The organism is uncultured Ruminococcus sp., assembly GCF_937915125.1.
Taxonomy (GTDB): Bacteria; Bacillota; Clostridia; order Oscillospirales; family Ruminococcaceae; genus Ruminococcus_C.
Genome location: NZ_CALDMP010000008.1, coordinates 1 through 17,684 on the forward strand (window position 1 = coordinate 1; position 17,684 = coordinate 17,684).

37 protein-coding genes and 1 pseudogene are annotated in these 17,684 nt (G+C 44.5%); 32 read left to right on the plus strand and 6 right to left on the minus strand.

From position 1 onward, the window contains the following. From Q0418_RS00600 to Q0418_RS00620, 5 genes are all read right to left on the minus strand, one after another. On the minus strand, positions 1–280 hold a 280-nt coding region (locus Q0418_RS00600; protein ID WP_298481601.1), incomplete at its 3' end, for a recombinase family protein. Between the two features lie 17 nt (positions 281–297). After that, on the minus strand, positions 298–459 hold the full coding sequence (locus Q0418_RS00605) for a hypothetical protein (RefSeq protein WP_298481602.1): 162 nt from the start codon (positions 457–459) through the stop codon (positions 298–300). A gap of 118 nt (positions 460–577) precedes the next feature. Next, positions 578–721 (minus strand): hypothetical protein, encoded by a 144-nt coding sequence (locus Q0418_RS00610; RefSeq protein WP_298481603.1) that lies wholly within the window; start codon positions 719–721, stop codon positions 578–580. Between the two features lie 187 nt (positions 722–908). Next, positions 909–1,286, minus strand: a complete 378-nt coding sequence (locus Q0418_RS00615) for a PH domain-containing protein (RefSeq protein WP_298481604.1) — start codon at positions 1,284–1,286, stop codon at positions 909–911. A gap of 174 nt (positions 1,287–1,460) precedes the next feature. Then, the gene (locus tag Q0418_RS00620; RefSeq protein ID WP_298481605.1) at positions 1,461–2,210 is read right to left on the minus strand and encodes a LexA family transcriptional regulator; all 750 of its coding nucleotides are present in this window, start codon (positions 2,208–2,210) and stop codon (positions 1,461–1,463) included. 256 nt (positions 2,211–2,466) lie between these two features. On the opposite strand from Q0418_RS00620, the gene Q0418_RS00625 reads away from it, so the two are divergent. Beyond that, complete coding sequence (locus tag Q0418_RS00625; RefSeq protein WP_298481606.1) at positions 2,467–2,658, plus strand: hypothetical protein; 192 nt, start codon at positions 2,467–2,469, stop codon at positions 2,656–2,658. Between the two features lie 240 nt (positions 2,659–2,898). On the opposite strand, the gene Q0418_RS00630 is transcribed toward Q0418_RS00625, so the two are convergent. Continuing rightward, a complete protein-coding gene (locus Q0418_RS00630) occupies positions 2,899–3,030 on the minus strand; it encodes a hypothetical protein (RefSeq protein WP_298481607.1) in 132 nt (43 codons plus the stop codon). Positions 3,031–3,153: 123 nt separating this feature from the next. Here Q0418_RS00630 and Q0418_RS00635 point away from each other — a divergent pair, with 123 nt between their 5' ends. From Q0418_RS00635 to Q0418_RS00775, 31 genes and pseudogenes are all read left to right on the plus strand, one after another. Continuing rightward, positions 3,154–3,345 carry a hypothetical protein gene (locus Q0418_RS00635; protein ID WP_298481608.1) on the plus strand — a complete coding sequence of 64 codons (192 nt, stop codon included), beginning with the start codon at positions 3,154–3,156 and terminating at the stop codon, positions 3,343–3,345. 4 nt (positions 3,346–3,349) lie between these two features. After that, complete coding sequence (locus tag Q0418_RS00640) at positions 3,350–4,123, plus strand: phage antirepressor KilAC domain-containing protein (RefSeq protein WP_298481609.1); 774 nt, start codon at positions 3,350–3,352, stop codon at positions 4,121–4,123. Then, a complete protein-coding gene (locus tag Q0418_RS00645) occupies positions 4,116–4,268 on the plus strand; it encodes a hypothetical protein (RefSeq protein ID WP_298481610.1) in 153 nt (50 codons plus the stop codon). The genes Q0418_RS00640 and Q0418_RS00645 overlap by 8 nt, the downstream gene beginning before the upstream one ends. Before the next feature lie 276 nt (positions 4,269–4,544). Next, positions 4,545–5,006: a hypothetical protein gene (locus Q0418_RS00650; RefSeq protein ID WP_298481611.1), complete on the plus strand. Its 462-nt coding sequence runs from the start codon at positions 4,545–4,547 to the stop codon at positions 5,004–5,006. 3 nt (positions 5,007–5,009) lie between these two features. Continuing rightward, positions 5,010–5,276 carry a hypothetical protein gene (locus Q0418_RS00655; RefSeq protein WP_298481612.1) on the plus strand — a complete coding sequence of 89 codons (267 nt, stop codon included), beginning with the start codon at positions 5,010–5,012 and terminating at the stop codon, positions 5,274–5,276. 98 nt (positions 5,277–5,374) lie between these two features. Beyond that, a complete protein-coding gene (locus Q0418_RS00660) occupies positions 5,375–5,530 on the plus strand; it encodes a hypothetical protein (protein ID WP_298481613.1) in 156 nt (51 codons plus the stop codon). After that, on the plus strand, positions 5,515–5,643 hold the full coding sequence (locus Q0418_RS00665; RefSeq protein ID WP_298481614.1) for a hypothetical protein: 129 nt from the start codon (positions 5,515–5,517) through the stop codon (positions 5,641–5,643). The genes Q0418_RS00660 and Q0418_RS00665 overlap by 16 nt, the downstream gene beginning before the upstream one ends. Next, positions 5,643–5,906 (plus strand): hypothetical protein, encoded by a 264-nt coding sequence (locus Q0418_RS00670; protein ID WP_298481615.1) that lies wholly within the window; start codon positions 5,643–5,645, stop codon positions 5,904–5,906. Before Q0418_RS00665 ends, Q0418_RS00670 begins: the two co-directional genes overlap by 1 nt. Next, a complete protein-coding gene (locus Q0418_RS00675; RefSeq protein WP_298481616.1) occupies positions 5,903–6,115 on the plus strand; it encodes a hypothetical protein in 213 nt (70 codons plus the stop codon). Before Q0418_RS00670 ends, Q0418_RS00675 begins: the two co-directional genes overlap by 4 nt. After that, positions 6,115–6,741 carry an AAA family ATPase gene (locus Q0418_RS00680; protein WP_298481617.1) on the plus strand — a complete coding sequence of 209 codons (627 nt, stop codon included), beginning with the start codon at positions 6,115–6,117 and terminating at the stop codon, positions 6,739–6,741. Before Q0418_RS00675 ends, Q0418_RS00680 begins: the two co-directional genes overlap by 1 nt. 14 nt (positions 6,742–6,755) lie before the next feature. After that, positions 6,756–7,388 carry a hypothetical protein gene (locus Q0418_RS00685; RefSeq protein WP_298481618.1) on the plus strand — a complete coding sequence of 211 codons (633 nt, stop codon included), beginning with the start codon at positions 6,756–6,758 and terminating at the stop codon, positions 7,386–7,388. Further along, the gene (locus Q0418_RS00690; protein WP_298481619.1) at positions 7,388–8,011 is read left to right on the plus strand and encodes a hypothetical protein; all 624 of its coding nucleotides are present in this window, start codon (positions 7,388–7,390) and stop codon (positions 8,009–8,011) included. The genes Q0418_RS00685 and Q0418_RS00690 overlap by 1 nt, the downstream gene beginning before the upstream one ends. Positions 8,012–8,015: 4 nt before the next feature. Continuing rightward, a pseudogene (locus Q0418_RS10985) lies at positions 8,016–8,312 on the plus strand (replication protein); the annotation flags it as partial. 243 nt (positions 8,313–8,555) lie between these two features. Continuing rightward, a complete protein-coding gene (locus Q0418_RS00695) occupies positions 8,556–8,750 on the plus strand; it encodes a hypothetical protein (protein ID WP_298481620.1) in 195 nt (64 codons plus the stop codon). After that, positions 8,738–10,771: an AAA family ATPase gene (locus Q0418_RS00700; protein ID WP_298481621.1), complete on the plus strand. Its 2,034-nt coding sequence runs from the start codon at positions 8,738–8,740 to the stop codon at positions 10,769–10,771. The genes Q0418_RS00695 and Q0418_RS00700 overlap by 13 nt, the downstream gene beginning before the upstream one ends. Before the next feature lie 49 nt (positions 10,772–10,820). Beyond that, positions 10,821–11,177, plus strand: a complete 357-nt coding sequence (locus Q0418_RS00705) for a hypothetical protein (RefSeq protein ID WP_298481622.1) — start codon at positions 10,821–10,823, stop codon at positions 11,175–11,177. Further along, entirely contained in the window at positions 11,158–11,532 is a 375-nt protein-coding gene (locus tag Q0418_RS00710; protein ID WP_298481623.1) for a DUF1064 domain-containing protein, read from the plus strand. The genes Q0418_RS00705 and Q0418_RS00710 overlap by 20 nt, the downstream gene beginning before the upstream one ends. Further along, positions 11,529–11,783, plus strand: a complete 255-nt coding sequence (locus Q0418_RS00715) for a hypothetical protein (RefSeq protein ID WP_298481624.1) — start codon at positions 11,529–11,531, stop codon at positions 11,781–11,783. Before Q0418_RS00710 ends, Q0418_RS00715 begins: the two co-directional genes overlap by 4 nt. A gap of 42 nt (positions 11,784–11,825) precedes the next feature. Then, positions 11,826–12,113 (plus strand): hypothetical protein, encoded by a 288-nt coding sequence (locus tag Q0418_RS00720; protein ID WP_298481625.1) that lies wholly within the window; start codon positions 11,826–11,828, stop codon positions 12,111–12,113. A gap of 217 nt (positions 12,114–12,330) precedes the next feature. Continuing rightward, positions 12,331–12,594: a hypothetical protein gene (locus Q0418_RS00725; protein WP_298481626.1), complete on the plus strand. Its 264-nt coding sequence runs from the start codon at positions 12,331–12,333 to the stop codon at positions 12,592–12,594. A 5-nt stretch (positions 12,595–12,599) separates the two neighbouring features. Beyond that, positions 12,600–12,800, plus strand: coding sequence for a Lar family restriction alleviation protein (locus Q0418_RS10990; protein ID WP_367276203.1), 201 nt, complete (start codon positions 12,600–12,602; stop codon positions 12,798–12,800). After that, positions 12,787–13,137, plus strand: coding sequence for a zinc ribbon domain-containing protein (locus tag Q0418_RS00730; RefSeq protein ID WP_298481627.1), 351 nt, complete (start codon positions 12,787–12,789; stop codon positions 13,135–13,137). Before Q0418_RS10990 ends, Q0418_RS00730 begins: the two co-directional genes overlap by 14 nt. Next, positions 13,124–13,438 carry a hypothetical protein gene (locus tag Q0418_RS00735; RefSeq protein ID WP_298481628.1) on the plus strand — a complete coding sequence of 105 codons (315 nt, stop codon included), beginning with the start codon at positions 13,124–13,126 and terminating at the stop codon, positions 13,436–13,438. The genes Q0418_RS00730 and Q0418_RS00735 overlap by 14 nt, the downstream gene beginning before the upstream one ends. Positions 13,439–13,440: 2 nt before the next feature. After that, entirely contained in the window at positions 13,441–13,617 is a 177-nt protein-coding gene (locus tag Q0418_RS00740) for a hypothetical protein (protein ID WP_298481629.1), read from the plus strand. 1 nt (position 13,618) lies between these two features. After that, the gene (locus Q0418_RS00745; protein ID WP_298481630.1) at positions 13,619–14,008 is read left to right on the plus strand and encodes a hypothetical protein; all 390 of its coding nucleotides are present in this window, start codon (positions 13,619–13,621) and stop codon (positions 14,006–14,008) included. Further along, entirely contained in the window at positions 14,001–14,339 is a 339-nt protein-coding gene (locus Q0418_RS00750) for a hypothetical protein (RefSeq protein ID WP_298481631.1), read from the plus strand. The genes Q0418_RS00745 and Q0418_RS00750 overlap by 8 nt, the downstream gene beginning before the upstream one ends. 75 nt (positions 14,340–14,414) lie before the next feature. Beyond that, complete coding sequence (locus tag Q0418_RS00755; protein WP_298481632.1) at positions 14,415–15,929, plus strand: N-6 DNA methylase; 1,515 nt, start codon at positions 14,415–14,417, stop codon at positions 15,927–15,929. Then, positions 15,926–16,258, plus strand: a complete 333-nt coding sequence (locus tag Q0418_RS00760; RefSeq protein ID WP_298481633.1) for a hypothetical protein — start codon at positions 15,926–15,928, stop codon at positions 16,256–16,258. Before Q0418_RS00755 ends, Q0418_RS00760 begins: the two co-directional genes overlap by 4 nt. Continuing rightward, on the plus strand, positions 16,243–16,725 hold the full coding sequence (locus tag Q0418_RS00765; protein WP_298481634.1) for a hypothetical protein: 483 nt from the start codon (positions 16,243–16,245) through the stop codon (positions 16,723–16,725). The genes Q0418_RS00760 and Q0418_RS00765 overlap by 16 nt, the downstream gene beginning before the upstream one ends. Before the next feature lie 4 nt (positions 16,726–16,729). Beyond that, complete coding sequence (locus tag Q0418_RS00770; RefSeq protein WP_298481635.1) at positions 16,730–17,140, plus strand: hypothetical protein; 411 nt, start codon at positions 16,730–16,732, stop codon at positions 17,138–17,140. Between the two features lie 101 nt (positions 17,141–17,241). Further along, entirely contained in the window at positions 17,242–17,679 is a 438-nt protein-coding gene (locus Q0418_RS00775; RefSeq protein ID WP_298481636.1) for a hypothetical protein, read from the plus strand. Positions 17,680–17,684 lie beyond the last annotated feature (5 nt).

The following is a 17,684-nucleotide window of genomic DNA, read 5'->3' on the forward strand; positions in this document are numbered from 1 at the left end:
TTAGCTTTGACTTATATACGGCGCTGTCGTAGCGGTTACGTGCGAATCTGTCAAGCTTGTACACGATGACTGCATCAAATTCGCCGTATTTGCTGTCATCGATCATCCGCTGGAAGTCAGGGCGGTGATCTGTTGTGCCACTGATGGCACGGTCGATGTACTCGCCGACAATCGTTATACCCTCAGATGCTGCAAACTCTTTGCACTCCCGGAGCTGACCATCGATGGACTGCTCTGTCTGGCGGTCGCTGGAATAGCGTGCGTAAATGACTGCGTTCATAATGTAAACACCCCTTTTCAACCGTTTTCCTCGATATCCTTGCGTATCAGTGACTTTATGTACCCAGCTTTATTCGGTACACTGTCAAGCTTATCCATGATATCTTTTTCTGTTGTCTTTACGACCTTAATCGTGTATGTTTTTGTGTTTGCTAAGTCGTACTTTTTTTGCGGCGTCATACAGCACCTCCTAAAAAATTTATCTTGCCAAACCGGGGAAAGTGTGATATAATTAGATAGCACAAAAAAGCGGTGGCAAGAACCGCTCTTTCGTGTTTTGTTCTGGTGAGCCTATCGATTATTCGGTGGGCTTATCTTTTTTTGCCATGTCTCTGACTTCCTGGACAGCTTTTCTGACTTCGTCCATATCCTTGCAAGCTGCAGACTTGTCAGCCACAAGATTCAGGATCACTTCCATCTGTTTATCTGTCATGTTTTCCATTTGAACCTCCTTTCCATATCCGCTTGCCCCGGTATTGTACTCATATCCCTGAGTACAATATTATTATACCATACGCAATACGTATTGTCAATATGGAATGTGAAAATCTAAATGTAAAATAATTGTGAATAAGCGCCCACAGTGAAAACCGTGGACGCTTTTTGCTTGATATGAATATCTCTGGTTTTTACTTGAGTGCGTAGGTACCGATCACCTTGCAGATGGCGCAGATATCGGAAGATCCGGTAAATTCAAACTTCACTTTCCCGACGCCGCTTAGCCAGATCTCAAGTTCTGAATCCAAGTCGAATACACCGGATGTTTCTGTGGAAAATACCTGAATCTTGCTGTATGGGATGGATGTGAAGTCCTTCTTCTTTCCGGTAACACCCTGTACATTGATGGCGATGATGCGCATGTTGGTGAAAACCACGCCGTCACGCATACTCTGGTAAGTGCCGATGATTGTCTCGCCGTCTACCATAATCGGCTGAATCATACCGAAAAAAGCGTTGTCAGCAACCTTCTTCATTTTTACAATTGATTTGTTGTTAAAGTCAATCATTGTGTACCTCCTAAAATATATTTTTATATGATGATTATACCACAGTTTATACCAAGATTCAATAAAAACATTAGAATTGTATCCAAATTGTAATTTAACTGTCGAAACATGTCGAAAAAATAAAGCCCACGGATGTTATTCACCGTGGGCTTTTTGTGTGATTGCATGACAAAACTATTCGATTTTATCTGCGATACCTAGCACAAGACCAATGCACTCAATATTATCGCCGCCATCGTCCGGGTAGATATCATCATAATCCGGGTTATCTGATATCAGGTGATCTTCTCCGCAGCGTTTGATGTATCCGCATCCGCCTTTTCGGAACAGTCCGACACTTCCAATCGGAACTTCCGGAGAAAGCTTTATGAATACAAGATCACCATCGTGATAGTTCGGCTCCATAGAGTCACCATCTACTTCAACGATAAAATCAGATTCATCCGCTTCTGGTACATCCTTAATGCGGATTGTTTCCCAGATACGCTCGTTATCCAGGTCGTATCCGTAACCGGCAGAAGCTTTGTTCATGTGCTTTCGGAATAGTCTGGAAACAACCATCTTTTCTTCCGGCGTTTTTGCGCCTTCTGCAAGCCGCTTGACTATGTTCAGCAGGTTTTCTCTATCATCCTCATCCATGTAAAGATAAGCGGCAACGATTCCTCTCTGGGCGCTTGTAAGCCTGTATTTTTTTGCTATGATGTCGATCGGGTCCTGATTGTCTGGCTCTTGGCGCCCGAGCAGGTAGTCGGTTGTGACGCCGTAGAAGTCGGCGAGTTTTTGAAGTGCAGATATTCCTATTTCACGCTCCCCATATTCATACTTGATATATGTTGTATATGGTATCTTAGCGCCATCAGCAACTTCCTTCTTGTTAAATCCTTTCTCTTCACGGAAATGTGCAAGACGTTCTTTCATTTCCATTATATTCACCTCCTTTCGTATATTATCATTATAACACAATCGGGTAAACGTGTCAATATGCAAAACGCAATATATACCCATTTGTATATATTACACAAATTGTGGCTTATACATTTGGGTATATTTTTACGATAAAAAGTATTGACATATTACCCGAATGGGTGTATAATAATTACAGTGATTAACACATGTGTGTAAATCACAGATGAAACTTGTCTCCGCCTTAGGGGAAAATGAGACTTTGGAGGTATGAAAAATGACAGTAGATAAAATGAGGAAAGATGGTTATCCAAAAAGGATTATAGGAAATGGTGGATATCCTGCTACACTTGTAGATTTTCAGCCATTATTTAACGGAGACTATCTTGGAATATATAGATATCCAGGTGGTGATTGTTGCCATGACAAAGAAGAAATACGAAAATATTTTAAAGTTGTAGAATTGTAATGACGCAACTGAGCAACAGAGCGAATCTGCTGCTCTCCAAGCCTGTCAGTTGTCTGTGAGCCGAGGACGTAAAAATATCGGCGTTGACTGACTTAAAAACCACGTGCGATGGCTGCGTGTTTAGTGGACTAGAAGAATCCACCTGATCCCAAAGCAGAACAATTATGGGCGTGTTTATGATAGGTTTTAACGAGAATAAAACCGCCGCCAGCTGGAGCGCATCCAGCCCACGGGGTCTGGTCAACTCCGAACTTCATGGGAAATTCCTTTCCAAGCGGCGGACACGCTCCGCCGCACATGGGCTGAGAAGAACGCAAGACGGCATCCGGTAGCCAATCCGGTACAGCCCACCAACATAATCATATTGTCCAAGGGACACCTCCTATTTTTTTATCTGCGGCGGGATGGTACACCGCCGCACATGGAGCAACGAGTATCAGCCGGGTGCAACTCCCGGGCGCTCCGCCTACTACTCACAGAAAAGAGGTGATATACATGACAACGACACTGGACATGAGCATGAATTTATGGGAAGTGTGCAACGTATTTCATGCGGACACCGTGAAGCTTGCTACACTGATCGAACTCATGGGAGGACTCAGCGAAGAGCAGACAGATAGGGTGCTTTATCAGGCATCCATCGTAGCTGCCGCTGAAAAATTTTCGAAGACAAAGGAAAAGGAGTGAAATTATGAATGAAGTCAAACTGTGGCAGTATGAAAGCCACGATGTGAGAACAATTGAAAAGGATGGTGAGCCGTGGTGGGTGCTATCCGATGTGTGCAAGGTTCTGGAAATAGCAAGAGGAACAAAGATTGCAGAACGGCTTGACGAAGATGAGGTACGCCAAACGTCCATCATCGATTCGTTAGGTAGAAACCAGAATACATACGTTGTAAACGAATCCGGCTTATACAACGTGATTCTCCGGTCGGACAAGCCGCAGGCAAAGCCGTTCCGGAAATGGGTGACAAGTGAGGTTCTGCCGTCCATCCGCAAACACGGCGCATACATGACAGAAAGCACGCTGGAACAGGCACTGACAAGCCCGGACTTTTTAATCAAGCTTGCAGAGCAGCTGAAAGACGAGAGAAAAAAGCGTGCCGCTCTGGAACAGCAAGCGGAAATCGACAAGCCAAAGGTGATCTTTGCGGATTCCGTGAGCGTTTCCACAACGTCGATTCTTGTGGGCGAGCTTGCGAAGATCATCAAGCAGAACGGTGTGGATACAGGGCAGAATCGGTTGTTTTCCTGGATGCGTGAGAATGGATTCTTGATCAACCGGAAAGGCACGGACTACAACATGCCGACACAGCGGTCTATGGATATGGGCTTGTTTGAGATCAAGGAGACATCCGTCACGCACTCGGACGGACATGTTACGGTAAACAAAACGCCGAAAGTCACGGGTAAAGGTCAGGTTTATTTCGTCAATAAGTTTGTTGGAGGTGTACAAATTGGGTAAAAAGAAAGAACTGCCGCCGGTAACGGTTATTCAAGAAGAAAACGGATGCCTTCCTGAATCTGCGCTACGATTCCTGATTGAATTCATGAAGGCGCATAAAGAGGAAATCGAAGAGGGAATGCGGCGTGAAAATATTAACGTGTAAATCCTGCACAAAGTACAGGAGATGCCCGGAACGGAGCAGGATGTACACGTGCAGAGAATTTGATAACATGTACGAGAAGAGAGGTGACACCAATGCACGTGGCAAAGCAAGGCGGAAGTCCACCGCTCAGGAGCAGGAAGCTACGGCAGAGAGTATGCCAGATGCTGAATGATGGATGGACGCCAGCGGCAATCCGGCACGAGATTTCGACGGATGATCAGTGCACGGAATTGGAAAAATGCAGAATACTGCGAGAATTGAATATGGATGGGAATCATGAAGAAGTTTGAATTAACAAACGAAAGCATTATACACAACGGAAGAAAGCTATACCGGATAAAAGCCTTGATAAATTTTAGTGATGTGGCAGCAGGAGACTTTGGCGGATACATAGAAAAGAAAACAAATCTAAGCCAAAATGGGGAAGCTTGGGTGTACGGCGATGCCATGGTGTACGGCGATGCCAGGGTGTACGGCGATGCCAAGGTGTGCGGCGATGCTAATATCAAAAACGTAAGAGATATCCTCTATTCTTTCGGGCTTGGATCCGAGGGGCATGGAACAACTTTTTTCCGAACGAGGGACGATGGAATTGCCGTCAATAGCGGTTGCTTCTACGGCAAAAATCTCCAGGAGTTCGAAGAACGAGTGAAGCAAGAACGCAGCGGCACCATATATGAGCGTGAATATCTTTCTTATTTACAAACGGTCAAAATTCATTTTGGAGTGGAGGAATGAAACATGATGATCTGGGAATCCAGCTATGACATTATGGAATACTGCGACAGTGTGCCGGAGGTAGTCGGGACACTTAAAGAAGTGATATATGGCGGCGCTCTTCCAAAGCAGAAGGAAAGCATCCCTGCGCCAAAATGCAAGGCTGTTGGATACACGCCGCTGGAATGGCTGCGGCACTGGGCAGAGAAACTGAAAAGAACCATCATGCGTGCGGATGTTGAGGAGAAGCGGCAGGAGTACATGAAGATGATCAGGAGGCGTTGTGCGTAAAAAAGAACCCCGCACCGGCGGCAACCGGGAACGGGGATGAGTAAGAAAAATAAAAAAGTACGTGATTATCATAGCATAATCGGAAAGGAATGTCAAGTATGAAAAAAAGTGAAAGATTAAAGGCTGCCATTTGCAGCATCGTGAACGACATGGATATGGAGCAGGAAAACAAGTTTGAGGTGCTGGATTACCTGTACAATCTATACAGAACAGAAGTGATGATGGAGGAGAAACAGGCATGCGCTACAGAATAACAAACAACATCCACCGCTGCCGCAAATGTGGCGCATCCGCTGACCATATCGGATATGGCATGGCATACTGCGCCGTATGCTACCGCCGGATCTATGGGGAGGTGCGGGACTGATGGCAGTCAAAACAATCATTGAGTACACAGACAACTGCGTGGGCTGTCCGCCGGAACTTGGATGCAGAGGGACAAGCTGCCAGAATCATCCGAAGACAGTACCGAGAAAGGCTGTTGTGTGCGACGCCTGCGGAAAAGAGATCGATTTTGCATCCGGTGAGATGCTGTGCAGAGCGCCGTACCAGAAAGAGCCTGCATATATCTGTGAAAACTGCCTGGAAAAACGCCTGAAATGGTTTGGAATGGAGGATTTTTTGGGATGAACGGATTCAGAAAGTACGTTATAGCAAGCTGCGAAGTATCTGCATCCTTTGCTGTAGCAGATTCCGGTGCAGTCATTGACAATTGCACATTCTGTCCATGGCGTGCGAACAACGGAGGCTACTGCTATTTGTATCGCCGCAGTATGGCAGACGATGCAAAACACAGACCGTTTTTTTGTGAACTGGAGTTCCGGGAGGTGAAGCCATAATGGGAGAACCAGTTTTAATTTATGGGAAATCTGGAAGCGGGAAGAGCCGTAGTCTTAAAAATTTTGCGGAAGATGAAATACTTCTGGTGAATGTAGAACGAAAGTCTCTTCCCTTCCGCAAAAAATTTAAGTATATTGCTCGGAGCGACAACTATAAAACGATACTTGAACAGCTGCAAAAGATGCCAATGAAAACAGCGGTCATTGACGATGCTGGATACCTGCTGACAAATATGTTTATGCGTGGTCACTCCGCAGGAAGAACAGGACGTCAGGTATTTGATTTATACAATGAAATTGGGGACAGTTTTTGGTATATGGTACATTTTATCAAAGAAAAACTCCCGGATGATGTTATTGTATACATCCTGATGCACGAGGAATCTAATGACAACGGAGAAGTAAAGCTGAAAACAATTGGAAAAATGTTGGAAAGCACAGTGTGCATAGAAGGCATGGTTACTGTTTGCCTTCGGTGCGTGTCTGACAGCGGACGGCACTATTTTCGCACTGTAACAGACGGAACGGATATTACAAAATCACCAGAAGAAATGTTTGAACATGAAGAAATTGATAACGACCTGAAAGCAGTGGACACTGCAATACGGGAATATTACGAATTGTAAAGGAGAAAAACAAAATGGCAAAGGTAACAGGAATCAGCGGCTATGCAGAAGCACATGAAACCAATTTTAATGCGGTAACAGAGCGATTGCCAGTTGGTGGCTATGTGCTGAAAATCAACCAGGTGCGATTGGAATCCTATGACTGGGGAGCAGTGATCGTCATGGCGTTTGACATCGCAGAGGGAGAGAAGAAAGGGTTTTTTAAGAAGCAGTTTGACTGCATGCTGGAAGAGTACAAGAAGTGGAAAGGTACATACCGCCTGACTATTCCGAAGCCGAAGAGCAATAACCAAGATGACATGGACAAGTACCACCGCCAGCTTGGATTTTTCAAGAGCCAGATCGAGGCGTTTAACAAGTCCAATAACTGCAATATCGACCCGTCTTCGGAGTGGGATATTGACGTACTCAAGGGCAAGCTTGTTGGCGCAGTATTCTGCAATGCAGAGTGGTACATCGACGGAAAATCCGGATGGTATACGGCGTGTGATCATCTTCTTCCGGTGCAGGACATCCGAAGCGGTAATTTCAAGATTCCGAAGGACAGACCGGCACGGAACAAGCCGAAAGATGCACCGTCAGCTATTCCAGTAGGCGGAACGGATGATTTTGAGGAAGTTCTGAGCGATGAGGAGGTACCGTTCTGATGGATGCAACATGGTATCATGATGTGTTTTTGCAGTCACCAGAATGGAGAGAAACAAGATTAGAAGTCATTGCACGAGATGGATTCCGGTGCAGAATCTGTGGAAGAAAAAGCGATTTGCAGGTGCACCACAGATTCTATGATGATAATGATCTGTGCAGACATGATGCGCTCGTGACGCTGTGCGGCACATGCCACAATTCCATGCATACTGTTCTGAAATCATACCAAAAGATGCACAATAAAATCGGCGTGATACAATACGATGACTGCAAAGAATTTCTCGCAAAATCCGTTCTGTATTTCTATCAGGAGTCTTTCAGACCGCAGAGAATCAATGTATTGAATGCTGGATACAGCATAATTAACCGAATCGGTGAAGAGGTTTGTAGGAACATAGAAGCGTGCTATTCGTTCCTGATTATCAATAGCTGCAAAAATCAGGATATCATTTGCAATGTAAGCGATGTAAATTACAAGCTTTTGGCGCAGGATATGATATCGAAATATCAGAATATCGCCATTCGTCAGCTGTTATCCGCCGGGAAAAGCGACAGAGAGATTCGATCTTACTTAGGAATGAGCGAACAGTCCTACCGAAAACGAACCCGAAAAATGGGGTGATAGCGTGTCTAGTCCGCAGAAAGAAAACGGGTATACGGCGATTGCGAATGAGTTGCTGGAACATATCTATTCAGAAATCAAAGGCGGTGAATTGTCAGTCTTGCTTGTGATTCTAAGATTTATATACGGATTCCACAATAGAAAAGAGGCGGAGCTATCTTATTCCTTTATTGCGAAATCAACAAATATTTCTAGGAGACATGTGTGTAATTGCTTAAAGTCGCTGTCTGACAAAAATGTAATTTCTATATCCGAAAATAAGGGTAAACACTTAGCAAATGTGATTCATTTCAATAAAGATTATGATTCGTGGGGTGTTAATAGTGAACCAGAGTTCCCTAGTGAACCAGAGTTCCCTAGTGAACCAGAGTTCCCTAGTAGTAGTGAACTACAGTTCCCTAGTGCTAGTGAATCACAGTTCCTACAAGAAAAACAAGATACAAAACAAGATATAAAACAAGAATATTGCGCATGCGCATTTTTTGATCAGCTGTGGAATGAGTACCCGAACAAAAAAGGCAGGGCAAGAGTTTCCAGGAAATCCATGGAAGCTATGAACAAGATCGGCTATGAAGAAATGCACCGGGCACTGGAACGATACAAGGCAGATAAGCCGGAATGGCAGCAATGGCAGCATGGAAGCACGTTCTTCAACAGCGGATATCTGGATTATCTGGATGCGGCGTATCTGGCAGAAGCAGAACAAACGGAAAAGGAGGATGAGAAGTGGCAAACATAGACGAAGCGGAGATACGGAAAGCGGTTGCGGTGCTGCACCCGGACGGTGAACTATTCGAAGTCCGCATGATCTCTGGCAGATGGAATGCAAGCGGATATTTTACCGATGCAGAAACGCTCATACAGCAGCTCCGGAAATATGAGGACAAGACAAATGTCAATACATATCTGACTCTGCAGGCAGTCCATCATGACTGCTATGCCAGAAAGCAGCATGACAGGCTCATAGAAAAACCGACAGAAACCACATCGGACAACAATATTGCAGGATACGAGTGGTTTATGATCGACCTTGACCCGAAGCGTGCAAGCGGCATCTCTTCCAGCGATGCGGAGCTCAACGCAGCAAAGCAAAAGGCGAATGAGATATACCGATATATGCGCAGTCAAGGATGGTCTGCACCTGTCATTGCGGAAAGCGGAAACGGTGTGCATCTGCTGTACCGTGTACAGATCAAAGCCACAAAGGAAACGGCCAAGGATGTGGAGAATGCGCTGAAAGCACTTGACATGCTTTTTTCGGACAATGTCATTGACGTTGACACTACCACATTCAATCCTTCCAGAATCTGCAAACTGTACGGTACGAAAGCTTGCAAGGGCGCAGATACATCTGACAGACCGCACCGTATGAGCCGATTGTACAGAGTACCTGACAACGTGGAAGTCAATGATATCTCTTTACTGCGAAAGCTTGCAGGCATCCTTCCACAGGAACCGGAAAAGCCACAGCGGTACAACAGCTACAACCCGAATGGATTTCATCTAGAGGACTGGATTGTACAGCATAATCTTCCTGTAAAAGAACGGCTGCAATGGGGCGGCGGTACTAAGTGGGTGCTGAAAGAATGCCCGTTCAATCCGGAGCACAAAGGAAAGGATGCGGCAATTATTCAAACGTCTGACGGAAAAATCTGCTTTCACTGCTTCCACAATTCCTGTGCAGATCATCACTGGCGTGAACTTCGGCTCAAATTTGAGCCGGATGCCTACGACCAGAAAGCACAGTACGATGATAAGCCGGTAGTTATTCCAAATTACAGCAACCCCAATTACACCGTGGAGAAATCGGAAGAGCCGGAAGCTGTTGAGATTGACGGAAAGCCTGTATTCTACACCACGGAGCAGATACGGCTTATGGAAACGCCGCCGGAGGAATTCATCCGCACAGGAATCACGGAGATTGACAACAGACTGAAAGGGCTGAGAAAAGGTTTTGTGACCGTTCTGAGCGGTCTCAGAGCCGCAGGGAAATCCAGCATCATTTCCCAGCTGACCATTGAAGCAGCCCAACAGGGATACCGCACGGCGTTATTCTCCGGGGAATTGACAAACAAAAAGGCATATGACTGGCTGATCTTACAGGCTGCAGGGAAAAATCACATCCACGGAACACGATATGATAATTTCTTTTGTGTGGACCGTGAGACAGAACCTGTGGTATCCAAGTGGCTGGATGAAAAGGTGTACATCTACAACAATGAATACGGCAACGAGTTCAAAATGGTATATAAGCTTTTGAATCAGTGCACTGTGGAGCACAAGGTTGATCTGATTATCATTGACAATCTCATGGCGATGAATATCACGAAGCTTGGAAACGATAAATTTGACCAGCAGAGCATGTTTGTGTCATGGCTTGAAAATTTTGCGAAGAAATGCAATGTACATGTGCTGTTTGTAGCGCATCCTCGAAAAAATCAAGGTTTTTTGCGATTGGAGGACATTTCAGGCAGCAATGACATTGTGAACCGTGTGGACAATGCGCTGATTATACACCGGGTTGGCATGGACTTCAAAACCAAAATTGGAGAATTTTTCAACAAGAAAACGCCTCAGAAACTGCTGGAAGCGGACAATGTAGTGGAAATATGCAAATCCAGAGATACCGGTGTACAGGACTGCTTCATTCCGCTGTATTTCGAAAAGGAATCCAAGCGGCTGAAAAATCAGCGTGCGGAATACAAGCACTATGGATGGGAGGAACAGTTTGCAGAGACAGACGAAGAACCTCCATTCTGAAGCAAAGGGTATGTTTGCGGACTATGCCAGGAAAGCGAGGAAAGTACAAATGGACAATGCAGAAAAGCTGAAGCAGCTGGACAATGCTGCATACAAGAATCAGGATATGCCAACAGGATTGCATATGCCGGAGGTGTATTATTTCCTGTGTATGCGGTATATCTACGCCATGTATCGCATGGACAAGATCAGCAAGGATCAGGCAGAACAGGAAAAGCAGATCGCACGGTCTACATATGCCAATTTTGAATTGGTGAACCGTGTCGGTGAGCATGACATGAAGATACTACGTGAAGTGCAGAAAAGCGGCGATTACTACAAAAAGGACGGATGCCCGAAATGCAAAAAACTGTACGAGCAGCTGTGCGGATTGGCGGTGGAACTAGATGAAGAAGTCGAAGTTTAATGCAAAAAAAACCGCTTGCAATTACTGTGACAAGCTACATGACAGCAAGAAAGAGGCGATGCGGTGCAACGAGCTCCACGAGATGGAGAAATCCGGTGAAATCCGTGATTTGATGGTGCAGCCTAATTTTACACTGCTGCCGTCGCATACATATCGTACAAGCCGTGGTAAGCGAATGGAGCGTGAGATTAAGTATATTGCGGATTTTAAGTACTGGCAGGGCGGCGTGATTGTTGTGGAGGACGTCAAGAGCAAAGCAACAAAGAAGCTGCCGGAGTACATTATCAAGCGAAAACTGTTTCAGTGGATTTTTTGCAAGGACGGCGACGTGGAATTCTTTGAGAACGTGAGGTGACAACATGGAAGAGCATTGCAAAATATGCGGCAGCGCATTTGAATCAATACATGGTCGGAAATACTGCTCCGAAGATTGCCGGAAAGAGGCAAAGAGAGAGAAAGGAAGGAAATCATACAACAAACACAAGGAAGAACGCTGCGAAAAGGGAAAGATACGCAGGGAAAAGCGTATCGCTGCAGGGCTTTGTGTATACTGCGGAAAAAATAAGCCGATGGAAAGAAAAAGACGGTGCTTTGCATGTGCGTTAAAGCTTAGTCAAAAGTACTACGAAAAAAAGGAGCTGATACAGCGTGAACAGTGCGCAGAACAGAAAGCTATGGAAGATCATGAGCGAGAGAACGTTTAACCGCCAGTTGGAACAGGCAATTGAAGAGGCGTCTGAATTTATCCTTGCGGCGCAGAAGCTGAAACGGTTTCCGCAGGATAACAAACGGTGGGATAACATGAGAGAAGAAACCGGTGATCTGCTTATCATGATGGAACAGATGCGTGGGTATCTTGGTGTGGAATTGGTGGACAAGTCCATTGATTTTAAGCTGGATCGGGAGTTGGAACGGTTGGAGAAGAACGATGCATAAAATAGACGCACCGTGCAAAGGATTCCAGAAACGCGCTGAGGATTGCCACAGCGCGTGTGCGGCGTATATCGTGTATCGCATGTACATGGACAGAAGAATCGCTCAGAGGGCACGAGAAGCGGCTGAGAATCCAGAGTACATGCCGAACCCAGCAAGGGTGCAGAGAATCCGTGAGAGGATCCCTGCGCAGAAGAGAGGAAGGAAGTGGTAAAGTACAATGGAACATAATGCAAAAACAATGACGCTTGAATTGCTAAGATATCCAGACGAATTTTTTGAATCAACCAGAAATCCGGAGCCTTACACTTTAGGAGGCGTGGAGAAAATCACATGCAACACTGAATATGGTGTCGGGCATTTTGCAATCACGATTTTTGACACTCGTGTATTTGTAACAGAGCTTTTCCAGTATGTAAAAAATGCAGAAACTGGAGAGTATTATGTGAAAGACGGTGTGTGGGTGGCAGTACCGGAGGTGTAGAAACGATGGAACAAAAAATTGAATTGAATCCGTGTCCGTTTTGCGGAGGGAAAGCTGTAATCAGAATGGTCGGAGATCATAAGCAGTATTTTGTTTGTTTCTGCTCAAACTGTGGTAAAACTCCGGTGCATTTTGACGAAGCAAGGCTGACAAAACGAGGAGCGATTAAGGCCTGGAACCGGAGGTGCGAAAATGAGACTGATTGATGCAGATGAACTGATGAAATACCCGATAAGGATAAATCACTATGACAAAGAGCACGGAAACGAAGATTTTGTTTTAGGCATAGAATCAGTGCTTGAATATGCTGAGAATTTGCCAACAATCGAAGCCGAGCCGGTGAATCATGGATGGTGGTTAACATGGGAAGATAAATACCCAGGGAAAATTCCTAAGAAGAAAAACAATCTTGGCGTTTTTTGCTCTGAATGTAGATTGCATGCAGATAACAAAAGCGCATTTTGCCCACAATGTGGGGCACGGATGGATTTGCCAAACTGTGGAGCAAAGATGGATGGAGGTAAAGAAAATGGAGCGAATTAAAGCAATAAATCCTATTATAACTGCCAGAAAAGTTTCAGAAGAACTATATTATGAAATCATCTACTATGATGTTTCAGATAATATGTGGCATACAGGATTCGGATCATACAATTTTGATTTTGTTCAAGAATGGCTAAAGGAGTATTTTGACGTTGTTGAATCAGACGTTCAGCTGGTGAAGCATGGGCTGTGGATTGAACACGACAAAAAAACGTGGTGTACATTGTGCGGTAAGAGCAATAAAGATTGCAAGCCGCCATTTTGCCCGCACTGCGGCGCACGGATGGATGGAGGTGAATGAAAATGAGCGATGAAACGTTAGAACTTTTATGGTCAATGCTGACAAATGAACAACTCATGGAACTGCGAGAAAAAGGTGCTATGGATGACCGTACTATGCGGTCGTTCAAAACCGAATTGTTTAAGCGGTGCTTAATTGATTTTGGCGAAGCGATGTGTGCATTTTTCGGAGGTGAATGACATGACAATTGAAGAAGCAATTCAGCTGACGATAGGGTGTGCGGAACTGCTGGAATTTGACCCGATGACTGGCGAGCCTACGCCATCATACAGACTCGAATATGAACAGGCACAGGCAATCCGAATGGTGCTCGCAGAATTGGAAACCGCTAGGGCAGACAAGCAAGAGCACTGGATTCCATTTGAATTTGATGAAGATGGTCGTCTTACAGGGAAACTTCCAGAAGAGTGCGAAAGAATATTGATTTGCACAAACATCGGTTATGTATATGTGGATGAATTCCTTTGTGATGGCGATGGTTTTTATCTGGATAGCGGATGGGATCTTGCTGAAGATGTATCTGCTTGGATGCCATTGCCGGAACCGTTTGGAGGTGTAGAAAATGGCTGAATTTATTACATATGCAGAACCTGGAAGTTTTGAAATCGACTTCAAAACTACGGATTATTCAGAATACCGTGAGATTGAAGAAGCTGCAAGAGAGATTATAGATCGGCATACGGGTACACATGATTCTGATCACGTTTCTATGGATAAACATCATAATAAAACGTATGCGCAGGATTTTTTTGAGAAATTTCCGAATGCACCGAAAATCCGTGACGGATTGCCTGAACCAACCGCTTGTTCTGTATACGGTTATTCTAAACTGTTTGAAGAACATTGCGAATCAGGAGTTGATTGCGTAAGCTGTTGGAACGAGGTGATGCCGGATGCGTAAATACATCGCCATGCTCATCGCTTTGGCTGCGTTTATGCTCTGGATTGGCTGGCGTACTGCGGAGGTGGTGTGTAGATGAGCGAACTTTTAGATTTCAAACAAAAAATTTTTGATACGTTAGGTGTATCTGATACATCGGAAATTTCCGATGCGCTGTTACATGCAGTATTGTATAATGATATTGCAATTTTTGATAAAATATCATCTATGCAGTCGGAAGAAAAGGACATGCTACAATCGTTGTGGCAATACTACGAATCAGACCGCGAAGAAAAAAAGCAATATTATACGCCAAAAAGCTTATGTAAACTTGTTTCTGCAATTGCTGGTGACTACGAAACTGTATATGACTGCTGCGGAGGTAGCGGCGCATTAACGATTGAATCCGCAAAAAATGAAGTATACGTAGAAGAGCTTGACGAACGTGTCATCCCATTTTTGCTGACGAATTTATGTATGCGCAATTTATCAGGATACGTTGTTAACGGAAATGTGCTTACAGGATCAAAGAATGTATGCTATAAGCTTTCGAATGGTGTAAAATATAGCACTTGTGAAATAGTGGATTATGTACCAGAAATAAAATGCGATGTATCTGTAAGCAACCCGCCTTATAATATTAAATGGGATCCTCCACTCCCTCTGTGCGCATGCGACTGTTTTCCTGTAATTCCTCCAGCCAGTAATGCGAATTATGCATTTGCATTTAGATGTCTGGAAAAATCAGATCGTGCTGTTATGATTATGCCTTGTGGTGCAATGTCGTCAAAACAGGAGCAAATAGTCCGGGAATATCTTGTGAATTGTGATTGGCTCGAAACAGTGGCAATGATGCCAGATAATATGTTTGAGTCAACAACAATCTCAACGTGTATCATGGTAATCGACAAGCACAAAAAGCATCCAGGGGAATTTTATTTTATGGATTGCAGAAATGTGCATGAAACAGAATGCCGTGAACAAAGAGGACAATTTGGTGGTGCAAGCCACACAAACAGAGTTTACAAAAAGCAATTTAACATTTTCACATCAAAAAATGTGTCTGAAATTGTCGATACGATAAGCAACAGAAAAGATAAATCTGGATTTTTTGCTGTACGTTCTGCACAGGACATCCAGAAAGAAAATTATAACATATCACCATCAAGATACATCGAATTTCCGGAACAGGAAATCAGACACAGAGAACTGAACGAAATAGCAGATAATATCAATTATATTTGCAGGATGCGGAATTCGTGCAAACTTGTGATAAATGAAACGATTGCAAAGCAATTAGGATTAGACGTTGATTTGTTCAAAAAAGCAAAAAAGCAATCTGAGAATTCGTCAGCTACTCTTGAACAGATTGGAATACACATAGAAAAAGATGACTATATCCAATTCACAAAGAATAAAAATGATTTCTGCTTCAAGTGCAACAGCAGAGACGCTATTCCAGGCATTTTCATACAATTTTTTTCTGTGTGGAAAAATCAAATTGATCTTCTGAACACAATGGAAAATCAATACATGGCTGAATTAAGAGATGCTATGCTTCCTGATTTGATGAGCGGAAAGATTGATGTTTCGGAGGTGGTGTGCAAATGAAAGCAAGACGTGATCGCTACACGGTTCCGATATCCGTGAAGTCGTATGAAGAGATGCAGCGTAAAATCGCTCTGAGCGCTCTCAGAGACGGCGTATTGCAAGGCATAGCAATATGCATGATGGCGCTTGAAATGGCGTTTGGATGGCGCAGAGGGCGTCTGACACGGTTTTATTACGCTGTCTGCGATATACTGCACATGCCAAAAATTATGGGAAAAGACCCGACAGCGGATGATGCAATCGCAAGGATGCGTGATTTGTATCACATCGACTTGGACAAACTGGAGATTGATGTTGATTTGGAGGACAAGAAATGGACAAAGAAGTAAAAACACCAACACTGTGCTGGACGTGCAGAAACGCCGTTCCGAAAATGGTAAACGGGAAATACATATGCGGTTGCAGCTGGTCTGTGCGCCTTGAGCCAGTAAAAGGATGGACTGCGGAAAATAGTGTAAAAAATCAACGAAGTGAAAGTTATCGCATGGAAACATGGCATGTGCTGGAATGTCCGGAGTACGAAGCGGACAGACCGGAAGATACGGCTTTCAATCGTGGATGCGATGAAGCGTATGTGGAGATCGCAAGACTTGTGCTGAAACTGCAGATGGACAGCTACAGATCAGCGTTAAAGCAATATGCGGAAACGGGTGATGAAAAATACCTGTGTCGTATAAAGTCTATTGAGCGTGATTTGCTGTCACCGTATTATGCTGCGCTCGCGATTGGTAAGGTTGATTTTAAAGAGCTGATCTTGCAGTGCAGGAAAGAGGCCGGTGTTGCTTTTGGGGTGTGATGGAATGACAAAAGACGAACTTATCCAGTGCAGAAATGCACGGATCCGCATCAACAAGCTTTCCTATGATATTGCAAAAATTCGTGCGAGTGCTGGTGTTATTGGATCCGTATGCTATGATAGTGAGCCCCGCAGCCGCGGCGAACCTGTTCCGGAAGCGCAACGGCATGCGGAAAAGCTGGATGATCTGGAGATCCAGCTGAAAGAGGCACTGACTTTATGGACAGAGAAAAAATCTGTGATTCGAAAAGAAATCACACGAAAACTGCCTGAAAAACTTGGATTGATGATCTGGCGCAGATATGTGAAAGCGGAATCATGGAATCAGATCAACAAGGCGCTCTGTATCCGAAACAAGGATCAGTCGATGTACTTACACAGAAAGGCTTTGAAAAAATTGATGAAAAGTACTTGACATTACACCTTGACTGTGGTAAAATAGTATTATGAAATAGTATGAGCGGATCAGTGAAAGCTGACCCGCTTTTTTTATACCTGAAAAACGGAGGGAGGACGTTGGCAAATGAAGAAAACCTGATACCGATGAACAAACGAAGCCAGAACGAAGCGAGAGAACTTGGCAAAAAAGGTGGGATCGCTTCAGGAGCGTCCAGACGGGCGTACAGTAGCCTGAAACAGGCGGCAAAGGCTTTTTTCAAGGAAAACGAAAACGCCGCTATGAGTGTGGTACAATCGCTGTACGACGAGGCACTCGCCGGGAATGTGAAGGCGGCGGAAAAGCTGCAAGACCTGATCGGAGAAACTGTACAGCGGGAAGAACTCGCTCTGAAAAAGAAGGCCATTGCAAAGCAGAGCGTACAAAACAATGGAAAGGCGGAAGCGCTTATTGCAGGATTGCAGGAGGCGGAAGAACTGGATGATCTACACGAAGAAACAACTTTCTCTGATGCGGATATGGCAGAAGAAGAAACTGAAACGAATCAACCTTCTTGAGGGTT

Coding starts and splice junctions, on each gene's coding strand:
- Q0418_RS00605 (WP_298481602.1), bottom strand. CDS start 459: ATGACGCCGCAAAAAAAGTACGACTTAGCAAACACAAAAACATACACG.
- Q0418_RS00610 (WP_298481603.1), bottom strand. CDS start 721: ATGGAAAACATGACAGATAAACAGATGGAAGTGATCCTGAATCTTGTG.
- Q0418_RS00615 (WP_298481604.1), bottom strand. CDS start 1,286: ATGATTGACTTTAACAACAAATCAATTGTAAAAATGAAGAAGGTTGCT.
- Q0418_RS00620 (WP_298481605.1), bottom strand. CDS start 2,210: ATGGAAATGAAAGAACGTCTTGCACATTTCCGTGAAGAGAAAGGATTT.
- Q0418_RS00625 (WP_298481606.1), top strand. CDS start 2,467: ATGACAGTAGATAAAATGAGGAAAGATGGTTATCCAAAAAGGATTATA.
- Q0418_RS00635 (WP_298481608.1), top strand. CDS start 3,154: ATGACAACGACACTGGACATGAGCATGAATTTATGGGAAGTGTGCAAC.
- Q0418_RS00640 (WP_298481609.1), top strand. CDS start 3,350: ATGAATGAAGTCAAACTGTGGCAGTATGAAAGCCACGATGTGAGAACA.
- Q0418_RS00650 (WP_298481611.1), top strand. CDS start 4,545: ATGAAGAAGTTTGAATTAACAAACGAAAGCATTATACACAACGGAAGA.
- Q0418_RS00655 (WP_298481612.1), top strand. CDS start 5,010: ATGATGATCTGGGAATCCAGCTATGACATTATGGAATACTGCGACAGT.
- Q0418_RS00660 (WP_298481613.1), top strand. CDS start 5,375: ATGAAAAAAAGTGAAAGATTAAAGGCTGCCATTTGCAGCATCGTGAAC.
- Q0418_RS00665 (WP_298481614.1), top strand. CDS start 5,515: ATGCGCTACAGAATAACAAACAACATCCACCGCTGCCGCAAATGTGGC.
- Q0418_RS00670 (WP_298481615.1), top strand. CDS start 5,643: ATGGCAGTCAAAACAATCATTGAGTACACAGACAACTGCGTGGGCTGT.
- Q0418_RS00675 (WP_298481616.1), top strand. CDS start 5,903: ATGAACGGATTCAGAAAGTACGTTATAGCAAGCTGCGAAGTATCTGCA.
- Q0418_RS00680 (WP_298481617.1), top strand. CDS start 6,115: ATGGGAGAACCAGTTTTAATTTATGGGAAATCTGGAAGCGGGAAGAGC.
- Q0418_RS00685 (WP_298481618.1), top strand. CDS start 6,756: ATGGCAAAGGTAACAGGAATCAGCGGCTATGCAGAAGCACATGAAACC.
- Q0418_RS00690 (WP_298481619.1), top strand. CDS start 7,388: ATGGATGCAACATGGTATCATGATGTGTTTTTGCAGTCACCAGAATGG.
- Q0418_RS00695 (WP_298481620.1), top strand. CDS start 8,556: ATGGAAGCTATGAACAAGATCGGCTATGAAGAAATGCACCGGGCACTG.
- Q0418_RS00705 (WP_298481622.1), top strand. CDS start 10,821: ATGGACAATGCAGAAAAGCTGAAGCAGCTGGACAATGCTGCATACAAG.
- Q0418_RS00710 (WP_298481623.1), top strand. CDS start 11,158: ATGAAGAAGTCGAAGTTTAATGCAAAAAAAACCGCTTGCAATTACTGT.
- Q0418_RS00725 (WP_298481626.1), top strand. CDS start 12,331: ATGGAACATAATGCAAAAACAATGACGCTTGAATTGCTAAGATATCCA.
- Q0418_RS10990 (WP_367276203.1), top strand. CDS start 12,600: ATGGAACAAAAAATTGAATTGAATCCGTGTCCGTTTTGCGGAGGGAAA.
- Q0418_RS00730 (WP_298481627.1), top strand. CDS start 12,787: ATGAGACTGATTGATGCAGATGAACTGATGAAATACCCGATAAGGATA.
- Q0418_RS00735 (WP_298481628.1), top strand. CDS start 13,124: ATGGAGCGAATTAAAGCAATAAATCCTATTATAACTGCCAGAAAAGTT.
- Q0418_RS00740 (WP_298481629.1), top strand. CDS start 13,441: ATGAGCGATGAAACGTTAGAACTTTTATGGTCAATGCTGACAAATGAA.
- Q0418_RS00745 (WP_298481630.1), top strand. CDS start 13,619: ATGACAATTGAAGAAGCAATTCAGCTGACGATAGGGTGTGCGGAACTG.
- Q0418_RS00750 (WP_298481631.1), top strand. CDS start 14,001: ATGGCTGAATTTATTACATATGCAGAACCTGGAAGTTTTGAAATCGAC.
- Q0418_RS00755 (WP_298481632.1), top strand. CDS start 14,415: ATGAGCGAACTTTTAGATTTCAAACAAAAAATTTTTGATACGTTAGGT.
- Q0418_RS00760 (WP_298481633.1), top strand. CDS start 15,926: ATGAAAGCAAGACGTGATCGCTACACGGTTCCGATATCCGTGAAGTCG.
- Q0418_RS00765 (WP_298481634.1), top strand. CDS start 16,243: ATGGACAAAGAAGTAAAAACACCAACACTGTGCTGGACGTGCAGAAAC.
- Q0418_RS00770 (WP_298481635.1), top strand. CDS start 16,730: ATGACAAAAGACGAACTTATCCAGTGCAGAAATGCACGGATCCGCATC.